At 40.3% G+C, this 21,056-nt stretch carries 16 protein-coding genes; 6 read left to right on the forward strand and 10 right to left on the reverse strand.

Features of this window, described 5'->3' with window-relative positions:
• Window positions 1-175: 175 nt before the first annotated feature.
• Complete coding sequence (locus AACZ87_RS14275; protein ID WP_339868156.1) at window positions 176-1,021, forward strand: alpha/beta hydrolase; 846 nt, start codon at window positions 176-178, stop codon at window positions 1,019-1,021.
• Window positions 1,022-1,032: 11 nt separating this feature from the next.
• On the opposite strand, the gene AACZ87_RS14280 is transcribed toward AACZ87_RS14275, so the two are convergent.
• The 5 genes from AACZ87_RS14280 to AACZ87_RS14300 all read right to left on the reverse strand — a co-directional run bounded on the left by AACZ87_RS14280 (window position 1,033) and on the right by AACZ87_RS14300 (window position 7,553).
• Entirely contained in the window at window positions 1,033-1,452 is a 420-nt protein-coding gene (locus tag AACZ87_RS14280) for a PIN domain-containing protein (protein ID WP_339868157.1), read from the reverse strand.
• Window positions 1,436-1,702 (reverse strand): DUF6364 family protein, encoded by a 267-nt coding sequence (locus tag AACZ87_RS14285; RefSeq protein ID WP_339868159.1) that lies wholly within the window; start codon window positions 1,700-1,702, stop codon window positions 1,436-1,438. Before AACZ87_RS14285 ends, AACZ87_RS14280 begins: the two co-directional genes overlap by 17 nt.
• A 247-nt stretch (window positions 1,703-1,949) precedes the next feature.
• A complete protein-coding gene (gene priA, locus AACZ87_RS14290; protein ID WP_339868161.1) occupies window positions 1,950-4,469 on the reverse strand; it encodes a primosomal protein N' in 2,520 nt (839 codons plus the stop codon).
• Window positions 4,470-4,472: 3 nt separating this feature from the next.
• Entirely contained in the window at window positions 4,473-6,500 is a 2,028-nt protein-coding gene (locus AACZ87_RS14295; protein WP_339868162.1) for a thioredoxin domain-containing protein, read from the reverse strand.
• Window positions 6,501-6,581: 81 nt separating this feature from the next.
• Window positions 6,582-7,553 carry a GSCFA domain-containing protein gene (locus AACZ87_RS14300; protein ID WP_339868164.1) on the reverse strand — a complete coding sequence of 324 codons (972 nt, stop codon included), beginning with the start codon at window positions 7,551-7,553 and terminating at the stop codon, window positions 6,582-6,584.
• Window positions 7,554-7,695: 142 nt separating this feature from the next.
• Between AACZ87_RS14300 and AACZ87_RS14305 the strand changes: the two genes are divergently transcribed.
• Entirely contained in the window at window positions 7,696-8,205 is a 510-nt protein-coding gene (locus AACZ87_RS14305; RefSeq protein WP_283412689.1) for a sigma-70 family RNA polymerase sigma factor, read from the forward strand.
• On the forward strand, window positions 8,192-8,785 hold the full coding sequence (locus tag AACZ87_RS14310) for a hypothetical protein (protein WP_339868167.1): 594 nt from the start codon (window positions 8,192-8,194) through the stop codon (window positions 8,783-8,785). The genes AACZ87_RS14305 and AACZ87_RS14310 overlap by 14 nt, the downstream gene beginning before the upstream one ends.
• 43 nt (window positions 8,786-8,828) lie before the next feature.
• Here AACZ87_RS14310 and AACZ87_RS14315 read toward each other — a convergent pair whose 3' ends face one another.
• Window positions 8,829-9,581, reverse strand: a complete 753-nt coding sequence (locus tag AACZ87_RS14315; RefSeq protein ID WP_339868169.1) for a DUF1835 domain-containing protein — start codon at window positions 9,579-9,581, stop codon at window positions 8,829-8,831.
• Window positions 9,582-9,585: 4 nt separating this feature from the next.
• The gene (locus AACZ87_RS14320; RefSeq protein WP_339868171.1) at window positions 9,586-10,005 is read right to left on the reverse strand and encodes a DUF1801 domain-containing protein; all 420 of its coding nucleotides are present in this window, start codon (window positions 10,003-10,005) and stop codon (window positions 9,586-9,588) included.
• A 203-nt stretch (window positions 10,006-10,208) separates the two neighbouring features.
• On the opposite strand from AACZ87_RS14320, the gene AACZ87_RS14325 reads away from it, so the two are divergent.
• From AACZ87_RS14325 to AACZ87_RS14335, 3 genes are all read left to right on the forward strand, one after another.
• The gene (locus AACZ87_RS14325; protein WP_339868172.1) at window positions 10,209-12,644 is read left to right on the forward strand and encodes a prolyl oligopeptidase family serine peptidase; all 2,436 of its coding nucleotides are present in this window, start codon (window positions 10,209-10,211) and stop codon (window positions 12,642-12,644) included.
• Between the two features lie 459 nt (window positions 12,645-13,103).
• Window positions 13,104-16,244, forward strand: a complete 3,141-nt coding sequence (locus tag AACZ87_RS14330) for a SusC/RagA family TonB-linked outer membrane protein (protein WP_339868174.1) — start codon at window positions 13,104-13,106, stop codon at window positions 16,242-16,244.
• Window positions 16,245-16,256: 12 nt separating this feature from the next.
• On the forward strand, window positions 16,257-17,759 hold the full coding sequence (locus AACZ87_RS14335) for a RagB/SusD family nutrient uptake outer membrane protein (RefSeq protein WP_339868176.1): 1,503 nt from the start codon (window positions 16,257-16,259) through the stop codon (window positions 17,757-17,759).
• 71 nt (window positions 17,760-17,830) lie between these two features.
• Here AACZ87_RS14335 and AACZ87_RS14340 read toward each other — a convergent pair whose 3' ends face one another.
• From AACZ87_RS14340 to AACZ87_RS14350, 3 genes are all read right to left on the reverse strand, one after another.
• On the reverse strand, window positions 17,831-18,220 hold the full coding sequence (locus AACZ87_RS14340) for a VOC family protein (protein ID WP_339868177.1): 390 nt from the start codon (window positions 18,218-18,220) through the stop codon (window positions 17,831-17,833).
• Window positions 18,221-18,272: 52 nt separating this feature from the next.
• The gene (locus tag AACZ87_RS14345) at window positions 18,273-19,580 is read right to left on the reverse strand and encodes a D-alanyl-D-alanine carboxypeptidase (protein WP_339868179.1); all 1,308 of its coding nucleotides are present in this window, start codon (window positions 19,578-19,580) and stop codon (window positions 18,273-18,275) included.
• A 68-nt stretch (window positions 19,581-19,648) separates the two neighbouring features.
• Window positions 19,649-21,046, reverse strand: a complete 1,398-nt coding sequence (locus AACZ87_RS14350) for a SusD/RagB family nutrient-binding outer membrane lipoprotein (RefSeq protein ID WP_339868180.1) — start codon at window positions 21,044-21,046, stop codon at window positions 19,649-19,651.
• Window positions 21,047-21,056: the final 10 nt, after the last annotated feature.

The following is a 21,056-nucleotide window of genomic DNA, read 5'->3' on the forward strand; positions in this document are numbered from 1 at the left end:
ATCGAAGCAATCTCCTTTTAAAATCTTTGGTGATATTACCGTCATTGCGAGCGACGTAGGAGCGCGGCAATCCATATAATTATGAGATTGCTTCGTCGTTTTTCCTCGCAATGACGTTCGCTTTGGAGCAATCTGAATTCATGATTTGCTACGTTTCTAAAGAAAACCACTAAATATGCTTAGACTTTTTCCCTTATTTATTTTTACTTTTTTGATAAGCTCCTGTGCTTTTAAAACTTTAAAAAGAACTAAAGATATCAACTACATTTCAGCCAATACCCAAGAGGATTTACCAAACAAGAGTTTGGATATTTATGTGCCAAAAAAGGCTGAGAACTTACCAGTATTGGTGTTTTTTTACGGTGGAAGTTGGAAGTCTGGGAAGAAGGAGATGTATCACTTTCTTGGAAATAGGCTAGCTAGGAGGGATGTGATCGTAGTGATTGCTGATTATCCTTTGTCCCCTGATTATCAGATTCCAGCTATGCAAGCATCGGCTTTGTCAGCTGTAAATTGGACGAAAGATAATATTGAAAGCTTTGGAGGAGATTCAGACCGGATTTTCGTTTCTGGCCACTCTGCAGGAGGGCATCTGGCATCCTTGATTGCAGTGAAAGAAGATGAATTGAATCCTTCAGAGAATGGAAAGGAGTTGGCGGGTTCTATTTTGATCGATGCAGCGGGATTGGATATGTATGGGTATTTAGAAGAAACGAGTGAAGGAGAAGGTAAGAAGTATCTGAATGCATTTACAGATGATCCTGCGGTTTGGAAAGAATATTCTTCGATGTACTTTTTGAAGGAAGATTTAGCGCCTATGTTGATTTTGGAAGGAGAAAGGACTTATCCTAGCATTCGAGCTGGCAGGGAGCGCTTTATGAAGCGGATTGAGGAAAAGGGAATTGAAAATGTGACTGTAAAAATCTATCCTAAGAAAAAGCATATTCCAATGATCACACAATTTCTATGGACTGGAGGAAGGGTTTATAAGGATGTGTTGGGATTTATTGAGGAATATTGATTTTTGAATTCTTACCTCGCCAAACCATCAATCAATTCCTCGGGAGTGATTACAGGGAGGTAAGGCTTCGAGAGTTTGAGGAAATCTTTGTCAGAAGTGACAATAGCGTCCATGTGGTGATCAAGTGCAATTTGATATAAAATAGCATCTTCAATATCAGCAAACTTCATTTCCAAAGCATTTTGAACATGGCTTTTTTTACCCTCTAAAAAGTCAAAATTAGGAATCAGGTTAGTTAATATTTCAGCAGTTTTTTCATAATCTAAAAGCTTCAGCAAAATGTAAGCACAGGTTTGAATCACTCCAGTAGTAATGAATCCTTGAATCTTTCCAGTTGACAAGTGATTTAATATTACTGAAAATTTTTCAGGGTCGGATGTTCTTTTAATACTGATATCGAGGAGTACATTTACATCAAAAAAGATCTTCATAGCCCATTTTTTTTGCTTTGGCTTTGTAATATTCTTCTTTGTAATCGTAATCGTCTGGAATATCAAATTTTGGTAAAGATTTCATGTATTCCACCAAGCTCATTCCGTTTTTCAATTTTGGCTTTGGTTTGATTAGCGCTTCGAAATGCTCTTCCACAAGACTTGAAATACTCGTCTCATTTTGATCCGCGTAAGCCTTGATCTTATCCAGCAGGTTTTCTTCTATAGTGATGTTAAGTCTCTTCTTCATGTGGGCAGAAATATTTTAAAGGTCACATGGAATCTCGCATACTAGATAATCATGTATCCGTATGACGATTTTGTTATGCGCAATTTCATAATTTATGCGCATGATCCTATGAATATACGCATGAACATTTAAAAACGTTTTTAACTTGTTGATAAAGAGTGTGTAATATTCTCTCGAAATCTTCCAATCTTCCAATTTTTCAATCTTCCAATCCGCCACGACGGACAAGTTCTTCCAATTAATTAATCTATGAAGGATCCACATCCACCACGAATCTCACTGAGCGAAACTCAGGTCTTGATTTGAGCTCTTCGGTGATTTTCCACAGATTTTCTTTGAAGATCACACCTGTATTGCTGCTTCGATCCAATTTGATCAAACTTTCAAACTGATATTGATTCTTTATTCTGGCGATGATGCCTTTCTCGGGACCCAGAACGATTTTCTTAATAGGAATTTCAGCCATGCCGTGATGAAGATTCAGTGCGGCTTTTTCCGCCACTTTGTAATCTGTGTGACGAGTCGTGATTTTCACCAGTTTTACAAATGGCGGGTAATAGAATTTCTTGCGATCGTGAATTTCCTGATTGAAAAACTCAAAATAGTCACCTTTAATCACCTGAGCATAAATCTGTGTTCCAGGATCTCTTGTTTGAACGATTACTTGGCCTTGAGCTTCTCTTCGCCCTGCTCTACCTGCCACTTGTGTGATTTGCTGATAGGCTCTTTCTCCAGCGCGGAAATCAGGGAAGTTTAAAATCCGATCGCCATCCCAAATCCCAACAACTGTCACTCTGCCGAAGTCCAATCCTTTGGTAATCATTTGAGTTCCTACAAGTATATCCAAATTTCCAGATCCAAATTCATCCAATAAGCGCTGGTATCCATGCTTATTTCTGGTTGTGTCCAGATCCATTCTGCCAATTCTAGCTTCAGGAAAAAGTAAACCCAAAGATTCTTCTATTCGCTCCGTTCCCATGCCCATCGTGGTGAGTTGCGTACTTCCGCAGGCAGGGCAGGAGCTAGGCGTTTTTTCTTTGTATCCACAGTAATGACAGCGGAGTTCTTCCGAGAACTGATGATATGTGAGACTGACATCGCACTGTACGCATTGTCCAGTCCAGCCGCAATCCTCGCATTGAACATAGGGTGAATAGCCTCTACGATTTTGGAAGATTAAGACTTGCTCTTGTTTTGCCAGAGCATCTTGAATTCGCTCACGCAAAATGCGAGTCGTATCCAGTTTGAGGAGGTTTTTTCTTTTATCAGCTGCCATATCTGCCAAATGGAATTGAGGCATGCTGGCATCTCCAAAACGATGAGTCAATTCCACGTAACCGAATTTACCTTGGCTTGCATTAAAATAAGATTCAAAAGAAGGAGTAGCCGATCCCAACAGCGTTCTTGCCTGATGGAAATAGGCAAGCATAATTGCAGAATCCCTTGCCTGAAAGCGTGGCGCAGGATCAAATTGCTTATAGCTTGACTCATGCTCTTCATCGACGATGATTAGTCCTAAGCTATCAAATGGCAAGAAAATAGAAGATCTCACACCAACCACGAAAGAGAACCTTCCGCTTAATACGCCATTCCAAACTTCCACCCGCTCATTGTCAGAATACTTGGAGTGGTAGACACCCATTTGGCTTCCAAATACTTTTTTAAGCCGAGTTACAATCTGGGTGGTTAGTGCGATTTCTGGCAAAAGCAGTAAAACCTGAGAGCCAGAATCCAGTACCTCCCGGATCATCTGAATGTAAATTTCAGTTTTGCCACTGCCCGTCACCCCATGTAGCAAGACAGATTGCTTGCTTTCAAACTGATGCTTGATCTCTTCGAAGGCGGCTTGCTGACTGGAGGAAAGGACGGCTGGTTCAGATTCAGGTTCTTCTTCGGCAAGTCTGTTTACTACGACTTTGAAGGACTCGAATATTCCGTTTTTAATCAGTGTTTTCAGCGAACTCTCAGAATCACCTTCCTCTAATAAGGTAGCTTTATCAAGCCCTGTTGAATTTGCTTTTGGTCTTTGAAGGACGGGGACATCTCGTAGGTATTTCAAAAGGATTGATTCCTGTTTTGCCTTGCCAGCTAAGGCTTCAAAAACTTCCTGTAACGCGTTTTTGCTAGCTAATAATTCCGGCATCAATCGAATCCTCGTCTCCACCTTTGGAGTATATTTCTCCTGCACTTTCTCAAAAATCAGAATGGCTTCTTTCTTGACAAGGCTCTTCAGAATAGGGTGGATACTTTTGATGGAAAGCACCTTTTCGCAGTCATCATAAGAAAGCTCAGGTTTGGAGTCTAAAGCGTCCAGGATCATAATTTCCCGATCATCAAGCGGGTATTTGCTCGTTTCCCGATCGTAGTTAGGGTTGAGCTGTACCTTACTTTCGCTACTCAATCTTAATCCTGAAGGCAATGCGGCATGCATCACTTCCCCAATATGACAGAAGTAATATTCTGCCATCCATACCCAAAACCGGATTTGAAGCGGATTTACGCTAGGCGTATCGTCCAGAACTTCTAGAATTGGTTTGGCCTGATAAGCTTGTGGGGGCTTATTGTGGACTTTTCCAATGATTCCCGTGAGGACTTTTTTCTTTCCAAACTGTACAATGACGCGAGCCCCTAGATTGATCTCTGGCTGCAGGGAATGCGGAATGCTGTAAGTAAACATCCTCGGTATCGGAACGGGCAGGATGATGTCTGCGAAATTATTTCCGCTTCCTGATGGATATAAATCTTGATCTGAAAAAAGGCTTTCCAAGGATTAAGCTAAATAGGGGAGTTGTGAAATCGCTTCCTCATACGTGCTCACTGGTTTGCGGCAGGTATGATCAAAGCACACATAAATTAAGGCATTTCCCGACGAATCAGGAGTTTTGTCAGCAAGAATAGCGGCATTTTGTGTCAAACTATCTGAAAAAGCTAAAATCATATTAGTCGAATAGTTTTGCTGAAATTCCTTAGCCTTCTCGGATGCTCCCTTTCCGATAATAGCGATTTCGGCAGTTGGGACAAGCTTTTCCAAAAATAGACTTGCCCAATTACAGAGAAATCCAGGTTCTTTCAGAATAAGTTCTTTCATGCCACCGAGCATTTTTGAAGCGATTTCAGAGTATTTCTCTTCGTAGGTAAAAAGAGAAAGTCGATGAAAATTCCTCGCCATGATGGAGTTGGAAGCAGGAATGACATTATCGAAAAGCTCTTTTTTATTAGCGATCAGTTTCTCTGCTTTGGGGTTGTTGAAGAAGAAAAAACCATCGCTTTCATCGTAAAACTCTGCCATGCAAAAATCTGAGAGAGATCTTGCCAAATCCAGCCATCTAGCATCTCCATTTGCTTCAAATGCCATCATAGATGCTCTGATCACTGCTGCATAATCTTCCAAAAATCCAGGAGTGTAAGCCTTGCCATTTTTGTAAGCTCGGTGTAAAACTCCATCAATCAGTAGTTTTTCCTGAAGAAATTCCAAGTTGCGGATAGCCAAATCTAGCATACTTTTTTCTCCAGTTGCATAATAGGATTGAATTAATCCTGCGCTCATCAGACCATTCCATCCGCTTAGGATTTTATCGTCTTTTCCTGGGAAAATCCGTCGGTTTCGTACTTCTAGAAGATGGGATTTTATTTGCTTGAGCTTGGATTTGAAATCAGATGCACTCATTCCAAACTCTTTTGCTAGCGCAGCTTCTTCTTCTGTTTGAAAGAGAATATTCACGCCTTCTTCCCAGTTTCCTCCTGGTTTGAGGTTATAGAGTTTGCTAAACCATGGTAATTCCTCGGGAATGATCTGTTGGAGTTCCTGATAAGTCCAAACATAGAATTTGCCTTCCACACCTTCTGAATCTGCATCTTGAGCAGCATGAAATCCACCTTCTCCATTTAGCATTTCAGCTTCTAGCCAAGCAACGGTTTCAGTGACTTTTTCTTTGAAGAACTCATCTTTGCTTATTTGATATGCTTTTGCATACAATTCCAGAAGTTGTCCATTATCATAAAGCATCTTTTCGAAATGGGGAGCAAACCATTCCCCATCTACAGAATAGCGGGCAAATCCACCTCTCAGTTGGTCATAAATCCCGCCCATTCCAATCTTTTTCAAGGTGAAAAAGACCTTTTCCAGCATTTTATCATTCCTGCTGAGTACAGCATAATCTAGGATAAAGTGCCAAATTGCCGGCATTGGGAATTTAGGAACGCGATTCATTCCTCCCCATTCTGAATCAAATTGAGCAATTATCTTGGTTGCTATCTCTGCGAGTTCATCGGGATCCAACTCCTGATTTCCGGCAGATATCCCGTATTTTTCAGTTTCTTTTCTATTAAGACTGTTGCCAAATCCTTCTGCACTTTCAGCCAGTTGATCTTCATGCTTTTCAAAGGCATTGGCGATGTTTGATAGCAACCCCTTCCATTGCTGATTTGGGAAATAAGTCCCACCGTAAAACGGCTTTTGATTGGGCATCAGAAAGACATTCAGAGGCCAACCGCCTTGCAATCCCATTGCCTGAACTGCATCCATGTAAATATTATCGATATCAGGTCGCTCTTCCCGGTCGATTTTGATGCAGACGAAATGCGCATTCATAATCTCAGCAGTAGCTTCATCTTCGAAACTTTCACGCTCCATTACGTGACACCAATGACAGGCAGAATAGCCAATTGAAACCAAGATAGGTTTGTTTTCGCTTTTCGCTTTTTCCAAAGCTTTCGGGCCCCAAGGCATCCAGTCAACAGGATTGTGCGCGTGTTGGAGAAGGTAGGGGGATTGGGAATGGATTAGAAGGTTGGACATTTGAAATTGGAAAATTTTAAGATTGGAAAATTTTGGAAAAGTAACCCTTCGAGGGTTCAAAACCCTCGAAGGGTTTGGGATTCAAATCCTTGGTGGGTTCAGAGAATTAATCTCCTTTGAAAAATCAAATTCCCTATTCAATCGTTCCAGCTTTTCGAGAAGATTGTTTAGAAATTTCTGATGTGCTTCGCTTTTTGGGTTGAGTGGTCGATGGGCAAGTTCTAGCTTGATTTTGTGGAGTTCAAGCGCTTTTGCTCGCGTTTCTTCACTGAAGTATGATTTACTCCACTTTTCCCAGATGTAATCTTCGGCTTCTTCAGATGGGTGGATCAGATCTTTTTTATAAAAACGATAATCACGCAGTTCATCCATCATTATCTCATAAGCTGAGAAATAGGAGACAAAGGAAAATTTGTTTTCCAACTGCGAACAAAGGACACGAAGCAGGCTTTTGCTGAGCTGATTTTCTGGAATTCCGTCTTTGATGTGTCGGACTGGACTGACAGTTAAGATGATTTTAAGGTTCGGATATGCTCTGGAAATGTTTCCAAAAATGTGATCGAAATGTGAACTCATCTCATTCAAAGACACGAGTTTCTTTCTAAAATGCTTCTGCGGAATTTTGTGACAGTTGGCTACTCTTCCGAATTCTTCTGTCTCGTAAATCCAAGATGTACCAAAAGTCAGGATTAGATGAGTTCCTGTTTCCAGATACTCTTTCACTTGCGCTAGTTTTAGGGTATATTTTTGCTCCAAATCTTCCTTAGAAAAACCATGGAGATCTGAGTGTGCACCAAAATAGAAAAATACCCCATCACGTTCGATCACTCCATTTTCTTCCATTTTATCCTGAAACATGGCATGATCCAGCAGATCACCCAGAATCATCGGGTGGAAGATCGTCCCGAAAGGATTGATCAGACTATCCATTTTAGCATCAATCATCTTCTGCCCAATCGTCTGCGCAAAGCAGGAACCCATACTTAGGATTTTGCTCTGATGGGAAATAGGAAATTGTGATTCAGGAATAGTGAATTCGGTGGACCATTGCATACCCGAAATTAAGCATTGTGACTCGATTCCCTAACTGAAAGAAATATGCGTTTCCAATTAATTTTGGATACTTTCTAAAAATTTTTCAGCAATTCTGTGATTTTTATCTAAGAACCAAGACTAATGGAGTAAATGAAATCAAATGAGTAAAGAGGAAGAGTTCGTCAATCTTATCCATGAAAATCAAGGACTGATCTATAAGATCGCCACGATCTATGCGAAGGAAAAAGCCGAACAGGATGATTTGTATCAAGAGATTGTTTACCAGACGTGGAAGTCTTTTGACCATTTCAAAAAAGCTTCGAAGCCTAGTACTTGGTTGTACAGAGTGGGCATGAACACGGCTATTACTCATTTGAATAAGTCCAAAAAACAGTTGAATACCCTGCCTTTTGACCAGGTAACCATTCAATTTTCTGAGTCAAATGATTCTGAGCGAGAAGAGAAAATCCAGCTACTTTATACCCAGATCAGAAAATTGAATCTGCTGGATAGGGGAATCATTTTTCTCTTTTTGGAAGAAAAAACCTACGAGGAAATCGCTGAGATCTCCGGAATCTCAGTGAGCAACGTAGGTACAAGAATGTCTAGAATCAGGCAAAAACTAAAATCAGAAATGAATCCTAAATCTACTACCGATGGAACTCGATGAAATGAAGTCACTTTGGGCTGACCTCAGCCTGCAGGTGGAAAAACAAGATAAAATCCAAAAAGAACTTCTTATGGAAATCACCAAGCAAAAATTCAGAAGTAAGCTTAACAGTGTCAGAATCCCCGAAATAATAGGTTCTTTGGTCTGTGTGGGCTATGCGATGTACTTTCTTTCTCGATTTGGAGAGTTTGAATTGTGGTACAATCAAATATTTGCACTCGTCTGTATCTTTCTTATGATCGCACTACCAACAGCTAGTTTGACAGCAATAAAAGGAATGAGGGATTTGAAAATTGATACTGAAACTCCGGCTGGGATAATGGACAAGTTTGTCAAAAGCAAGGTTAGGTTTTGGAAGGTTCAGCGCTATGGGATGATTTTTGGTGTCATCTTAATGATTGCCATATTGCCGCCACTTGTGGAGTTGAATGGGGCTGATGAGATAATTCAGAAACCATGGTTTTGGGGATTATATGTTCCAGGAGGTTTAATATTTATGTTATTATTCACACGCTTCGTTTATAAAAAGTATAAAGAGACAATTTCAGCTTCTGAAAAAATGCTTCGTGACATCGATTGATTAAAAACAAAAGGAGCTGTGTTGATCAGCTCCTTTTTAGTAATTATTTCACTTGTTTTTCTTCTTTTTTCAGTTCTTCCCAAAGTCGTTTCACTTGCAAATCGCCGTATCCATAAATAGGATATTTGATGTGGAAGGCGCGAAAGATTTTACCGAAATCATCTGTTTCCAGTTGTGCTGAGATTTCTTTTAGAGCCTCTTTTGGCTTGCCCACATATTCTCCATGCGGCAGGGATTCTTTCCAAGCTAGTACTGCGGGATACAGAAATGGTAGCTCTGGGCTCACTTGTTTGGAAAGGGTAAGAGCTTCAGAAACGTCCGGTCTTTGGTAAAGATCCCACATATCACGCAGGATATGTCTTTCGTTTTTGGTGAGCAATTTGGCATTTCGGTAGGCTTGTTCCAATTGCAGTTGATTCATGCCTCCAAAACCCTCAATGAGGTCGGTAGTTGGCGACACCAGGTAAATGTCGCCTGTGTGATTTTTCAGTAAAAACATGGAAAACCACAAGTTGACCTGACAAAAAAGATCATTTTCAAACCAGAGATACACCTTGGTATCTGCAGTAGCAGTCATGATTTTTTCAAACTCAGGAACCACTTTTGTAAAATAATCCTCTTCGGAAGCCCCTGTATAATTCGATTTTAGAAATTTCTCTCGAATCAGCCAGAGCCCTTCTATTGAATTTGCTTTTACAGGGCCATCTATGAGAGCTTCCCTGGCAACTGCGATTTTACCAGGGATACTTGCCGGAAAAACTTCAGCTAAGGCGTCACCATTTAAAACGTGTAGCATGATTTTATTTTTGGTTATTGTGATAGACTAAATTTATGGAAGTACGGATCATTTCCCGAAAAATTTTTTCATCAACGTCAGACATTTTGTTGATATAAAGACATCCTTTTGATTTTTTATGTTTACCTAGTTTTGAAAGAAAAGGTTCCAAAATTGTCCATTCAAGCATGATGTAAATGGCAATTGACTGTTTTCTTGGTGAATAGCCTACTGGAAACCAGTCCATTACTTTACCAGAAGAATACTGGTAACTATAGCTGCCAAAACCTACAATACTTGGTCCCCACATGACGGCATCTTTACCGGTTTCCTCTTTGAAGATTTGAAGTAGTTTAAATCCATCGTCTTTTCGGGTAGGATGTTCTATGGCGTTGAGAAAGTCTTCCACCGAAGCATTTGTGGGTTGGGTTTTTAGTTCTGACATACTTGATAAAAGTGTATTTCTTTTTTGTTGGGTAGAGAATTTATGATAATAGCTTTTTTGGCAGTTGAATTTCTAGATATAAGGTGTTGTTTTCCAGTTTTTTCAATAAAAATGTGATTTAAACTGTTTTTTAGCCTCTTATCGTAATCCTGTTATGGCTTTGGTTTGTTTATGGTACTTTTCACTAACCAAAATATAACAATATGAAAATAAGAGCTACTAAAATCTTTGCTTTAGTTATTTTCCTCGGATTCCAAGGGGTAGAACTGTTTGGGCAGAGCACATATCAAACTCCTCCCAAAGCAATAGCTGACTTGGTCAATGCGCCAAGTACGCCTTCAGTAAGATGGAGCAAAAATGGGGAATGGATGCTGCTCATGGAGCGTTCAGATAATCCAAGTATAGAAACGCTTTCTCAACCAGAATTAAAAATAGCTGGAATGAGAATTAATCCTGCTACATCTGGCCCAAGCCGCCAAATAGGTGTAGAGAATATCAAAATTAAGAAAACTCAATCAGGAGAGGAGATTCAGATTACAGGATTGCCTTCCTTGCCAAATATGGGCGGAATGAGCTTTTCTCATGACGAAAAGTACATGAGCTTCATTCAGACTGATGCTGATGGGATTAGTTTATGGCTTGTCGACTTGACTACCTTTTCTGCAAAAAAGCTTACAGATAAAATAATAAATGATGTCTATGGAAATCCAGTTGCTTGGACTCCAGATAATAAATTGCTAGTAAAAGCAGTAAATCCAACACGAGGAGAGATTCCAAAAAGACCTGCAGCCCCAGCAGGTCCTATCATTCAGGAAACTACCGGAGATGCAGCTCCGAGCAGAACTTATCAGGATTTGTTGGAGAATTCTTATGATGAAGCGCTTTTTGCCTATTTCATGGATTCTCAGTTGATGAAGATTGACTTGGAAGGGAATAAAACACCTATTGGTCCGTCTGGAATGATCAAATCAATGGATCTTTCTCCAGATGGAAACTATATTATGGTTGATTTGATTAAGAAGCCATTTTCATATTTGGTGCCAGCGAGTAGATTTCCATATGATGTGGAAATTTGGTCTATAGATGGTAAGAAAGTGAAAGCTTTGGCACAGATTCCTTTGGATGAAAATAGACCGACTGGTTTTGATGCTACAGTTACAGGTCCAAGAAATATCAATTGGAGAGCGGATAAGCCTGCCATGCTGTATTGGGTGGAAGCCCAGGACGGTGGGGATGCACGGGTAGAGGTAGAAGTGCGTGAGATTATTTACACGTTGGCTGCACCATTTGCTGGTGCAAAACAAAAACTGGCAACTACCCCTTATAGATTCGGAGGTATAATTTGGTCCAATGATTCTTTTGCTATTATGGGTGAGCGCTGGTCAAGAACTAGAATGGACAAGCGATCAATCATTAATCCTTCAGATCCTTCCCAGCCAAAGCAGGTGATCATAGAGCGATCATCGGATGATTTATACAATGATCCGGGTGATCCAGTAATGGTGGAAAATGAATTTGGGGAAAATGTAATGCTTCGCAAAGGTGACTTAGTTTATATGACAAGCCCAGGAGGATCGCCAGAAGGAGATATGCCTTATTTATCAACTTTCAATACCAAAACAAAAGAGGAGAAGATCCTTTGGAGATCACAGGCTCCATTTTATGAAAGAGTCGCCAAGGTGTTAAATGATGATGCTACAGAATTTATTACTATTAAGGAGAGCACTGATATTCAACCAAATTATTGGTTAGTCAATACCAAAAAGCGAATAGCTCCGCGTCAACTGACCAACTTTGACAATCCTTATGAATCAATCAAGGGAATACAAAAACAGCTGGTCACTTATAAAAGAAATGATGGGTTGAATCTTTCGGCTGTGATTTATACCCCTGAGGGTTTTGAGCCAGGGAAAGATGCTCCCTTGCCAGTATTAATGTGGGCTTATCCAAGAGAATACAAATCCAAAGAAGTAGCAGCTCAAGTAAGAGGCTCGCAATATTCCTTTACGAGGGTAAGTTCTGGATCACCTCTTTTCTGGGTGACTCGAGGCTATGCGATCATGGACAGAACCGAAATGCCAATCGTAGGTGAAGGGGATAAAGAGCCTAACGATTATTTTATTGATCAGCTTGTTGCTAATGCGGAAGCGGCCATAGATGAAATCGTGGACTTGGGGATCGGTGACAGAGATAGAATTGCAGTGGGTGGCCACTCTTATGGGGCATTTATGACTGCAAATTTGCTTTCACATACCAATTTATTTGCGGCGGGAATTGCTAGAAGTGGCGCATACAACAGGACATTGACGCCATTTGGGTTTCAGTATGAGCAAAGAACGTATTGGGAAGCCCCAGAGGTGTATTTCAATATGTCTCCTTTCTCCTTTGCACATAAAGTAGAAACTCCCATTCTGCTTCTTCATGGGCAAGCTGACAATAATTCAGGTACTTTCCCTATCCAATCTGAGCGATACTATAATGCACTGAAAGGTCATGGTGCCACTGCAAGACTGGTGTTTTTACCAAATGAAAGCCATGGGTACGCAGCCAAAGAGTCAATTAATCACATGCTTTGGGAAATGGATAACTGGCTAGAGAAATACGTGAAGAATAGAAACCAGATTGAAACAACAAATTAAAAGCCGTTTCAAAAAGCTTTAAAAAACCTTACCTATTCTCATCATACTGAGGGGATAGGTGAGGTTTTTTTACTTGTATCCTAAAATTATAGATGTGGGAAAAATCACTTTCTTGATTGGTAAGATTTGTATTTTTTTAAAAAATGGATGTTTTTTTGATAAAAGATGCACGTAAAAACATAAATGAGGTTAAATTTGCCTTAGTAGAACCCAGATATATAGTAAAAAAAGTGTCCGATTTTGAAAATATGGTTTTTTCTATTTTTTACCATTTAAGATTTGATGCTCCAAAATTTAAGATTATGAGAAAGAGTTTCGGCAGTAAATACTTGATTTTTAGCTTTCGGAAAATTGTGACTTCTCAGATTCGGCTTTAAAAAAAACCACATAAAACTCTCGATTAAATTAAATAAGCAGCTTCAAGGTGAGGCTGTCAGTGGAAACAATTAATTAAACTTTATGAAAAAAGCGTTACTAAGTATGCTCTTTGGATTACTGATTACCAGTACGATGTTTGCGCAGCAGCGTACCATCTCTGGTAGGGTAATCTCCGATGAAGAGCCCGACGGACTCATTGGAGTCAACATTTTGGTAAAAGGAACACTTACGGGTGTAGTGACTGATTTGGATGGTTATTACAACGTGCAGGTTCCAGACGGTGCGGCTACTTTGGTCTTTAGCTATATAGGCTATTTGAGCAAAGAAGAAGCTATAGGTAACAGGTCCGAAATTAATGTAAGTTTGACTCCTGATTCTCAAAACTTGGATGAAGTTGTAATCACAGCTTACGGTGGTACGATTGATAAAGGCAACTTTACCGGTTCTGCGGTGTCCTTGAAAGGTGATAAAATTGCCGACAGACCCATCAACAACGTGGTGAATGCAATAGAAGGTCAAGCTCCAGGTGTGATCACTACTTCTGCATCAGGACAGCCAGGTGCTACTCCATTAGTTAGGATTCGTGGTGTGGGTTCTGTTAACTCCTCATCTTCTCCTCTATATGTAGTAGATGGAGTGCCTTATGATGGAGACCTTTCAAATCTTAACCCATCAGATATAGCAGATATGACTATCCTGAAGGATGCATCTTCTGCTGCATTGTATGGTGCTCGCGCAGCAAACGGAGTGATCATGATTACTACCAAAACTGGTAAGAAGAATGAGCCTACGTTTAATTTGAAAATTCAGCAAGGTTTTTCTGGCAGAGCTCTTCCAGAATATGATCGTGTAAATCCAGGTGAGTATTACCCATTGGTTTGGGAATCCCTGAAAAACAGTAGACTTGGTGCTGGTCAGTCTGACGCTGATGCAGCTCAGTATGCCTCTACAAACTTGATTGACAACGTACTTAATTACAATATTTACGATGTGCCAAACGATCAAGTAGTCGGGCTAGATGGAACTTTGAATCCTAATGCAGTAAATAACTTTGAAGGACTTGATTGGTTCGATGAGTTGCAGAGAAGAGGAGATAGAAAAGAATACAACTTGACTTACTCCGGAGGATCAGAGAAAACAGATTTCTATACTTCTTTCAACTACTTGAATGAAAAAGGATTCGTGATTCAGTCTGATATCGAAAGATTCACTGGTCGTGTGAATGTAAACACACAAGCTACCAAGTGGTTGAAGACTGGTTTGAACCTTTCTGCTACGATGAGTGAGGGGAATAACTCTAGATCTACTGGTAGCTCTAGTTATGTAAACCCATTCTTCTTCGCTAGAAACATAGGTCCAATCTATCCAGTGTATGCTCAGAACATGCAGACTGGTGGGTACATTCTTGATGAGAATGGAAATAAAATCTACGATACAGGTAACCTTTCTGAACTAGGACTTCCTAGTAGAGGTGCAGATGCATCTGCTGGTCGTCACGCTGTGCAGGAGACTTTGCTTAACGTAGACTCTTTTGACAGAGATGTGATTTCAGGTAGAGCTTATGTAGAAGCAAGGTTCCTTCAGGATTTCACGATCAGAACTAATATTTCTACGGATATGACTTCTTTACTGGAAGTGGGTTATGATAACCAAATAGTAGGTGATGGAGCTCCAGCTGGTAGAACTAATAGAGGTAACTATAGAACAAACTCTCTTACATTCAACCAGATCTTGTCTTACTCCAAAGTATTCCAAGAGAAACATTTCGTAGAAGCTTTGGTAGGTCATGAGAATTATAACTACCAGCAAGAAAGACAGTATCTATCTAAGCAAGATCAGATTTTGGACGGTAATATTGAGCCGGACAATTTCGTGACGATTAACTCTGCTACTGGTAGAACTGACATAGATAGAATTGAGTCCTACTTCAGTAGAGTGAACTATGTTTATGATGATAAGTACTCTTTATCTGCATCCTTCAGAAGAGATGGTTCTTCCAGGTTTTACAAAGATGTGAGATGGGGCAATTTCTTCTCTGTAGGTGGTGCTTGGACTATTGATCAGGAAGATTTCTTCAATTCTAGCTTTATCCAATTGTTAAAATTAAGAGCGTCTTATGGTCAAGTAGGTAATAATAATGTAGATGGTTATTACCCATGGCAAGCACTTTATGACTTGGGCAACAACAATGGGCCTGAGCCAGGAATCTTGCAATCTTCTTTAGCAGCGAGAGAACTACTTTGGGAATCAAACAACACCTTCGATATAGGAGTTGATTTTGCTTTCGGCAATAGATTCCAAGGTACTATTGAATATTTCAACAGAGTTTCTGAAAACCTTCTTTTTGAGGTTCCATTATCATTGACTACTGGTCTAGAAAGTAGGTTCCAGAACATCGGAACGATGAGTAACCAAGGTATAGAATTCAGTATTGCTGGTGATGTAGTTAGATCCGGTGACTTCAAATGGAATGTAGGTTTGAATGTGTCTACGTTTGACAATGAATTCAAGAAGCTTCCTTTCGAAGAGCAAATCAATGGTACCAAAAAGTATGAGGTTGGTAGTTCTATCTATGACTTCTGGTTGAGAGACTGGTATGGTGTGGATTCTGAAACTGGTGACGGCCTTTTCTTTGCCGAGGAATATGCTGAAGATGATGAGGACATCCGTATAGTAGGTTCAGATACGTTGACAGTAAATCAAGCAAATGCAAGATTCCATTATGCAGGATCTGCTATTCCTGATTTCTTTGGTGGTTTGACCAATACATTCACTTACAAAGGATTCTCTCTAAGTGTATTGATGAGCTTCTCTGTAGGTGGAGATATTTATGATGGTATCTATGGTGGATTGATGGATGCAGCTACTGAAGGTGGCGCATTGCATACAGATATCCTTGACAGATGGCAGAAGCCAGGTGACATCACTGATGTGCCTAAAATGGATGTAACTGGAGCTGCCAATACGAATGTAGCTTCTGACAGATGGTTGACTTCTGCTTCTTATTTGAACTTCCGTTCTGTAAACCTTTCTTACACTGTTCCTAAAGCATTTTTGAACAGAATTAAGGTGAAGCACGCAACGATTTATCTAGCTGGTGAAAATCTAGGTTGGGTGTCTTCTAGAAAAGGTATGTATGTGTCGGGTACTTTCAATGGTACTACTTCTAACACCTACACCCCAGCAAGATCATTCACTTTGGGACTTAATTTGAACCTGTAATTTAGAATGACGATGAAAAAACATATAAATAAACTATTTATAGCAGCAGCACTTTTAGTAACCACTAGCTGTGCTGAGGATTATCTGGATACGCTTCCTACTGATGCTGTGCCGGAGGAATTGGTCTTTACGACTACTAAGAATGCGATGACCGCCTTGAATGGTATTCATAGAATGCTCTTGTTACGTTTTGATAGCCAAGGCCAGCCTGCAGAAAGCGGCGTGATGATCATGCGTGACGTGATGTCTGATGATGTGGTATTTACTACTACTGGTAATGGCTGGTTTGTGTCAATGGGTAGATGGTTGACTCACTCAAATGAAAATGCCGGTGATGTACGGTTTGTTTGGAGATATTACTACAAAGTAATAGGTAACGCGAACATGATCATTGCTAATATAGATGATGCCGAAGGTCCACAAGAGGAAAGAGATGAGATCAAAGGTCAGGCTTTGGCCTACAGAGCTTGGGCTCATTTGAATCTGGTGCAATTATTTGCAGAGCGCTATGATGCTGCCGGTGCAAACTCTCAATTGGGTGTACCTATCGTATTAGAGCCGATCACTGAAGGTGGTGCTAGAAATACCGTCGAAGAAGTTTACGCACAGGTTACTGCGGATTTAGCTGCAGCGGAAAGCTTATTGGCACCACTTGGTGGGTCTAGAAATGCTAAGTCTCACCTGAATATTAATGTAGTGAAAGGTATCCAAGCTCGTGTAGCAATGATCAAAGAGGATTACACTACTGCAGCTCAGTTGGCTAGCGAAGCTCGTGAAGGCTTTGAACTAATGTCTGAATCTGCACTTTATGAAGGATTCAACAATGTTGATAATTCAGAGTGGATTTGGGGAAGTTTTCAGCAAGATGATCAGCAGACTTTCTTTGCTTCATTCTTTGCTTACATGTCTCTGAACTTCTCTTCTACTAACATTAGATCAAATCCAAAAGCGATCAATTCTTCACTTTATGATATGATTCCTGATTCAGATTACAGAAAAGGGCTTTGGGACCCAAATGCTTCTGATTCGGATATGAGAGATCCTTTCATAGATGAAGTTACGCTGTCTAGTTTCACGAAAAAAGACTACATGAACCGTAAGTTTCTTGCGCAAGGTAACGCTTCTTCTGTAGGTGATGTGCCTTACATGAGAGCAGCTGAAATGTATCTGAACGAAGCAGAGGCTTTGGCTAGATCTGGAAATGATGCTCAGGCAGCTCAGGTTTTGTATGATTTTGTTTCGGAGAGAGATCCTGAATACACTATGTCATCTAATACAGGTGATGCGCTAATCGAAGAAATCATGGTTCAGAGAAGAATTGAGCTTTGGGGTGAAGGATTCAGATTCTATGATCTGAAAAGACTGAATCTTCCTTTGGATAGAACTGGAGCTAACTTTGTAGAGTCAGTAATCAACGGAAAATTCACGGAACCTGCAGGTACTAACGCTTGGCAATGGCAAATTCCAATTGACGAATTGAATACCAATGATTTGATGGTACAAAATCCTTCATAAGAATTTAGATAAATTGAGCAAGCCCGAGGATATTTTTCCTCGGGCTTTCTTTTTGCCAAATTTTTTAACCCTTAAACTTCGTAAAACTCAATCGGTGAATCATCTGGATCGGAGATAAATGTGAATCGCTTTCCAGTGAATTCATCCATTCGGATAGGTTCCGCGATTACGTGATTTTTTTCAAGATCAATAATGCATTTTTCCAGATCCGCTACAGCAAAAGCGAGGTGCCTTAAGCCTGCAGCTTCAGGTCGTGAAATCCGATTTGGTGGCGAAGGAAAGGAAAACAACTCTATAACATAGTGACCATTTAGGCTGAGGTCAAGTTTGTATGAGTCTCTTTCCTTACGATATACCTCTCGAATTATTTCTAGACCTAAAATCTCCGTATAGAATTTTTTTGAGCGCTGGAAATCAGAACAGATAATTGCAATATGGTGGATTTCTTTCAGTTGAAGCATTTTTTTTAAGATATGTGCAAAGGAATAAGAAGTTTTGTTGATTTGGTGTAACTCAATACTTGTCATGCATGTAATAAAGCACTTTGGTTAACTCATTTTTTAGCTCGTTTCCAGAAATCGCATAGTTATTCATCAGGCATGAGAAGTGAAGTGCCTTGCCACTTTTCGTCAGTAGATACCCGCTAAGGGCATTGCTCATCGATAGTGTGCCGGTTTTGGCGTAGATGTAGGGAGGCTGGCCTTCATCTGAATGGTAGTAGTTTCGGATCGTCCCTGACTCTCCACCTGCCGGGAAATAGGCCATTATTTTTTCCATAGGAACTTCTGTTCTGATCTTGGCTAGCAAAGCGATGATACTTCTAGGAGTAAACATGTTTTTCGAAGATAGTCCAGAGCCATCCACCCAAATAGGCTCATCAGGTAAGTCTGTCAACAAGTTCTCTTTTGCGTAAGCAATGGCGTCAGATGTGCTGAGTTTGTTGTCCAGCTGGTCAGAGACTAATAGCAAAAGTTGCTCAGCAAGGAAATTATCAGAGATCTTCATCATCTGAGCATAGATACTATCCGCTGCAGCAGTTTGTAACTTTTTAGGTTCCTCGTTTTGGTATTGAGGATTTTTGATGACTGTAACTTCTCTGTTAAGCTCCTCTGAAAGTAGCTGAGCAGCAAAATCTGCTGAGGTAATAAATGGAATGTCTGTCTCAAATCTTTTGTCTGTAGCCTCTGAAGTAACGAAATACTTGAACTTGTTTTGGAGATGGTCTCTTCGAAAGCTTGAGCTTGAATTTCCTCGTGGTTTTGTTAGTTCCATAGCGGATTCGAAGCGAGGTGGGTATATAGCAAATGCTGAATCACCTTCGCTTTTTGCGAAGCGAACTATGTTTCCATACACTGGTAAAGCAGATCGCTCAGCAGCATAATAGGCATTATACCAATCCCAAGACCAGCCTGACCCAAAAGCATCTACTTGATCAAAATTATCCAATAAGTACAGTTTCTTATCCTGACCTTTCAAGAATTCTAAAGCAACTGTATTCTTCAGATCAGGGTGCAAAAGACTCGGGTCGCCAGTGCCCCAGAAGATCAAAGAATCCCCTTTTTCCAGGTAGTTTAAGCCATTCACCAAACTATCACCCAAAACAGTATAGGAGGTGTAAAAGGTAAATAGCTTCGTGTTGGAAGCTGGGATGAAATACTTGTCTGAATTGATGTCTACCAAAACTTTATCCTTAATAGGATCTACCACCATAAAGCCCAGATGTCCTTGGTTGAAAACATCAGAGTTAGTGATTGATTTATTGATATGCTGAACTGTGCAGGAGGAGCATATCAGGAGTATAAAGAGTAGTTTGTTTCTCATGGTATTTATAATTAAGCAAAAAAAATCTCCTGAGTAGCCCAGGAGATTTAATTAAAATCAAATTCTAGTTAATTCACATCCCACCACACTTTTCCATAAAGACTTTCAGATCCTCCGAATTGTCTCTGGACAGCTTCATTGTAGTTGTCTGTGTTGTTGAATTGCTCTGTTTCGATGTAGATCTGTCTGTTTGGAACTTCAGCTCCGCCCGGTGCCACCATGTTATTTGGATAGCCAGTTCTACGGTATTCAGCCCAACTTTCATAGCCATGCATGAATAGGTGAACCCATCGCTGAGTAGCGATCTGCTCCATAGCCATGTCAGCTGAATAGGCGATTTCCGGTTGCATCATGAAATCTTCCAGCATGCTAGTGTCAGCTCCCCATTGATCCATAGATGCTTCTATTGCTAGGTTGTATTTTTCTTCCGCAGTGGCATCACCACCCGCAATCCATCCTAGCTTTGCAGCTTCTGCTTGCGCAAAAAGAACCTGTGCATAAGTTACCAAGTAAATCGGTGCAGCTTGCATGTGTATAGCATCTCCAAGTAGAGCATATTTCTCTGTATCGATATCTACAGTTTCACCGAAAACTAGTCCAGTGTAATCACCATCAGTTCTGTTAGGGTTAGCATAAACCATCAGACGTGGATCGCCTACAGGTTTCATTTTGTCCATCAATGTAGCACTAATTGCCCACCACTCTCTACCAGAAAGATTTATCTGACTGTACCAGTAGTTTTGGTTGTTGGCGTCTTCGAGGTGTTTGAAAATAAAACTACCAGCATTTGACGTCAATACACCTGCTTGCATAGCTGCTGCAAATTTTTCTTGACCTAGCGTAGGATTCACCTCAGAAAGGCGAAGTGCCATTAGCATTTTAAGTGTGTTTGCGAAGTCCTTCCACTTAGTCATATCACCGTTATAGATGATGTCATTAGTGATAGATCCGGAAACAATCTGGCTTGTAGCTTCATCCAAAACGGAGAAAATATCCATGTAAATAGATTCCTGAGTGTCATATGCTGGAGTGAAGTTATCCGCACCCATCAAAGCTTGCGTGTAAGGAATATCTCCCCATCTATCCGTCAGTTGCCACATGTAATAGGACTTAAGGATTTTTGCTACTGCAAGTTGATTGGCAACTGGACCTTCTACACCGCTTAGATCATCAGCATTAAGGACAGTTTCCAAGTTCATTAACGGTCCTTGATACCAGCCATAGAAGCTGGTAGAAGATTGCGGATAAAGTGATGCGTTTACATACTGAGTTTCGCTCAAATACTGTGACATAAACTCCCCTTGAGGTGAAGAACTAAGTCCAGATAAGGAAAGCATTGCATTTGCAATCAATTGAGTACCTGATGCTACGCTTGGTTTATTTGGATTTATGTTGATGTCGTCATCGAAATTGTTGCAGCCTACCAAAAGAAGTGCTGTTACGATAATTATATTAAGTTTTTGCATGATTTCTGGA

The organism is uncultured Algoriphagus sp. (assembly GCF_963974365.1).
Taxonomy (GTDB): Bacteria; Bacteroidota; Bacteroidia; order Cytophagales; family Cyclobacteriaceae; genus Algoriphagus.

Excerpts from the sequence above, each read along its gene's own strand:
- AACZ87_RS14340 (WP_339868177.1), bottom strand. The coding sequence starts at position 18,220 with ATGCTTCAACTGAAAGAAATCCACCATATTGCAATTATCTGTTCTGAT.
- AACZ87_RS14305 (WP_283412689.1), top strand. The coding sequence starts at position 7,696 with ATGAGTAAAGAGGAAGAGTTCGTCAATCTTATCCATGAAAATCAAGGA.
- AACZ87_RS14300 (WP_339868164.1), bottom strand. The coding sequence starts at position 7,553 with ATGCAATGGTCCACCGAATTCACTATTCCTGAATCACAATTTCCTATT.
- AACZ87_RS14275 (WP_339868156.1), top strand. The coding sequence starts at position 176 with ATGCTTAGACTTTTTCCCTTATTTATTTTTACTTTTTTGATAAGCTCC.
- AACZ87_RS14280 (WP_339868157.1), bottom strand. The coding sequence starts at position 1,452 with ATGAAGATCTTTTTTGATGTAAATGTACTCCTCGATATCAGTATTAAA.
- AACZ87_RS14320 (WP_339868171.1), bottom strand. The coding sequence starts at position 10,005 with ATGTCAGAACTAAAAACCCAACCCACAAATGCTTCGGTGGAAGACTTT.
- AACZ87_RS14325 (WP_339868172.1), top strand. The coding sequence starts at position 10,209 with ATGAAAATAAGAGCTACTAAAATCTTTGCTTTAGTTATTTTCCTCGGA.
- AACZ87_RS14335 (WP_339868176.1), top strand. The coding sequence starts at position 16,257 with ATGAAAAAACATATAAATAAACTATTTATAGCAGCAGCACTTTTAGTA.
- AACZ87_RS14350 (WP_339868180.1), bottom strand. The coding sequence starts at position 21,046 with ATGCAAAAACTTAATATAATTATCGTAACAGCACTTCTTTTGGTAGGC.
- AACZ87_RS14345 (WP_339868179.1), bottom strand. The coding sequence starts at position 19,580 with ATGAGAAACAAACTACTCTTTATACTCCTGATATGCTCCTCCTGCACA.
- AACZ87_RS14315 (WP_339868169.1), bottom strand. The coding sequence starts at position 9,581 with ATGCTACACGTTTTAAATGGTGACGCCTTAGCTGAAGTTTTTCCGGCA.
- AACZ87_RS14310 (WP_339868167.1), top strand. The coding sequence starts at position 8,192 with ATGGAACTCGATGAAATGAAGTCACTTTGGGCTGACCTCAGCCTGCAG.
- AACZ87_RS14295 (WP_339868162.1), bottom strand. The coding sequence starts at position 6,500 with ATGTCCAACCTTCTAATCCATTCCCAATCCCCCTACCTTCTCCAACAC.
- AACZ87_RS14330 (WP_339868174.1), top strand. The coding sequence starts at position 13,104 with ATGAAAAAAGCGTTACTAAGTATGCTCTTTGGATTACTGATTACCAGT.
- AACZ87_RS14285 (WP_339868159.1), bottom strand. The coding sequence starts at position 1,702 with ATGAAGAAGAGACTTAACATCACTATAGAAGAAAACCTGCTGGATAAG.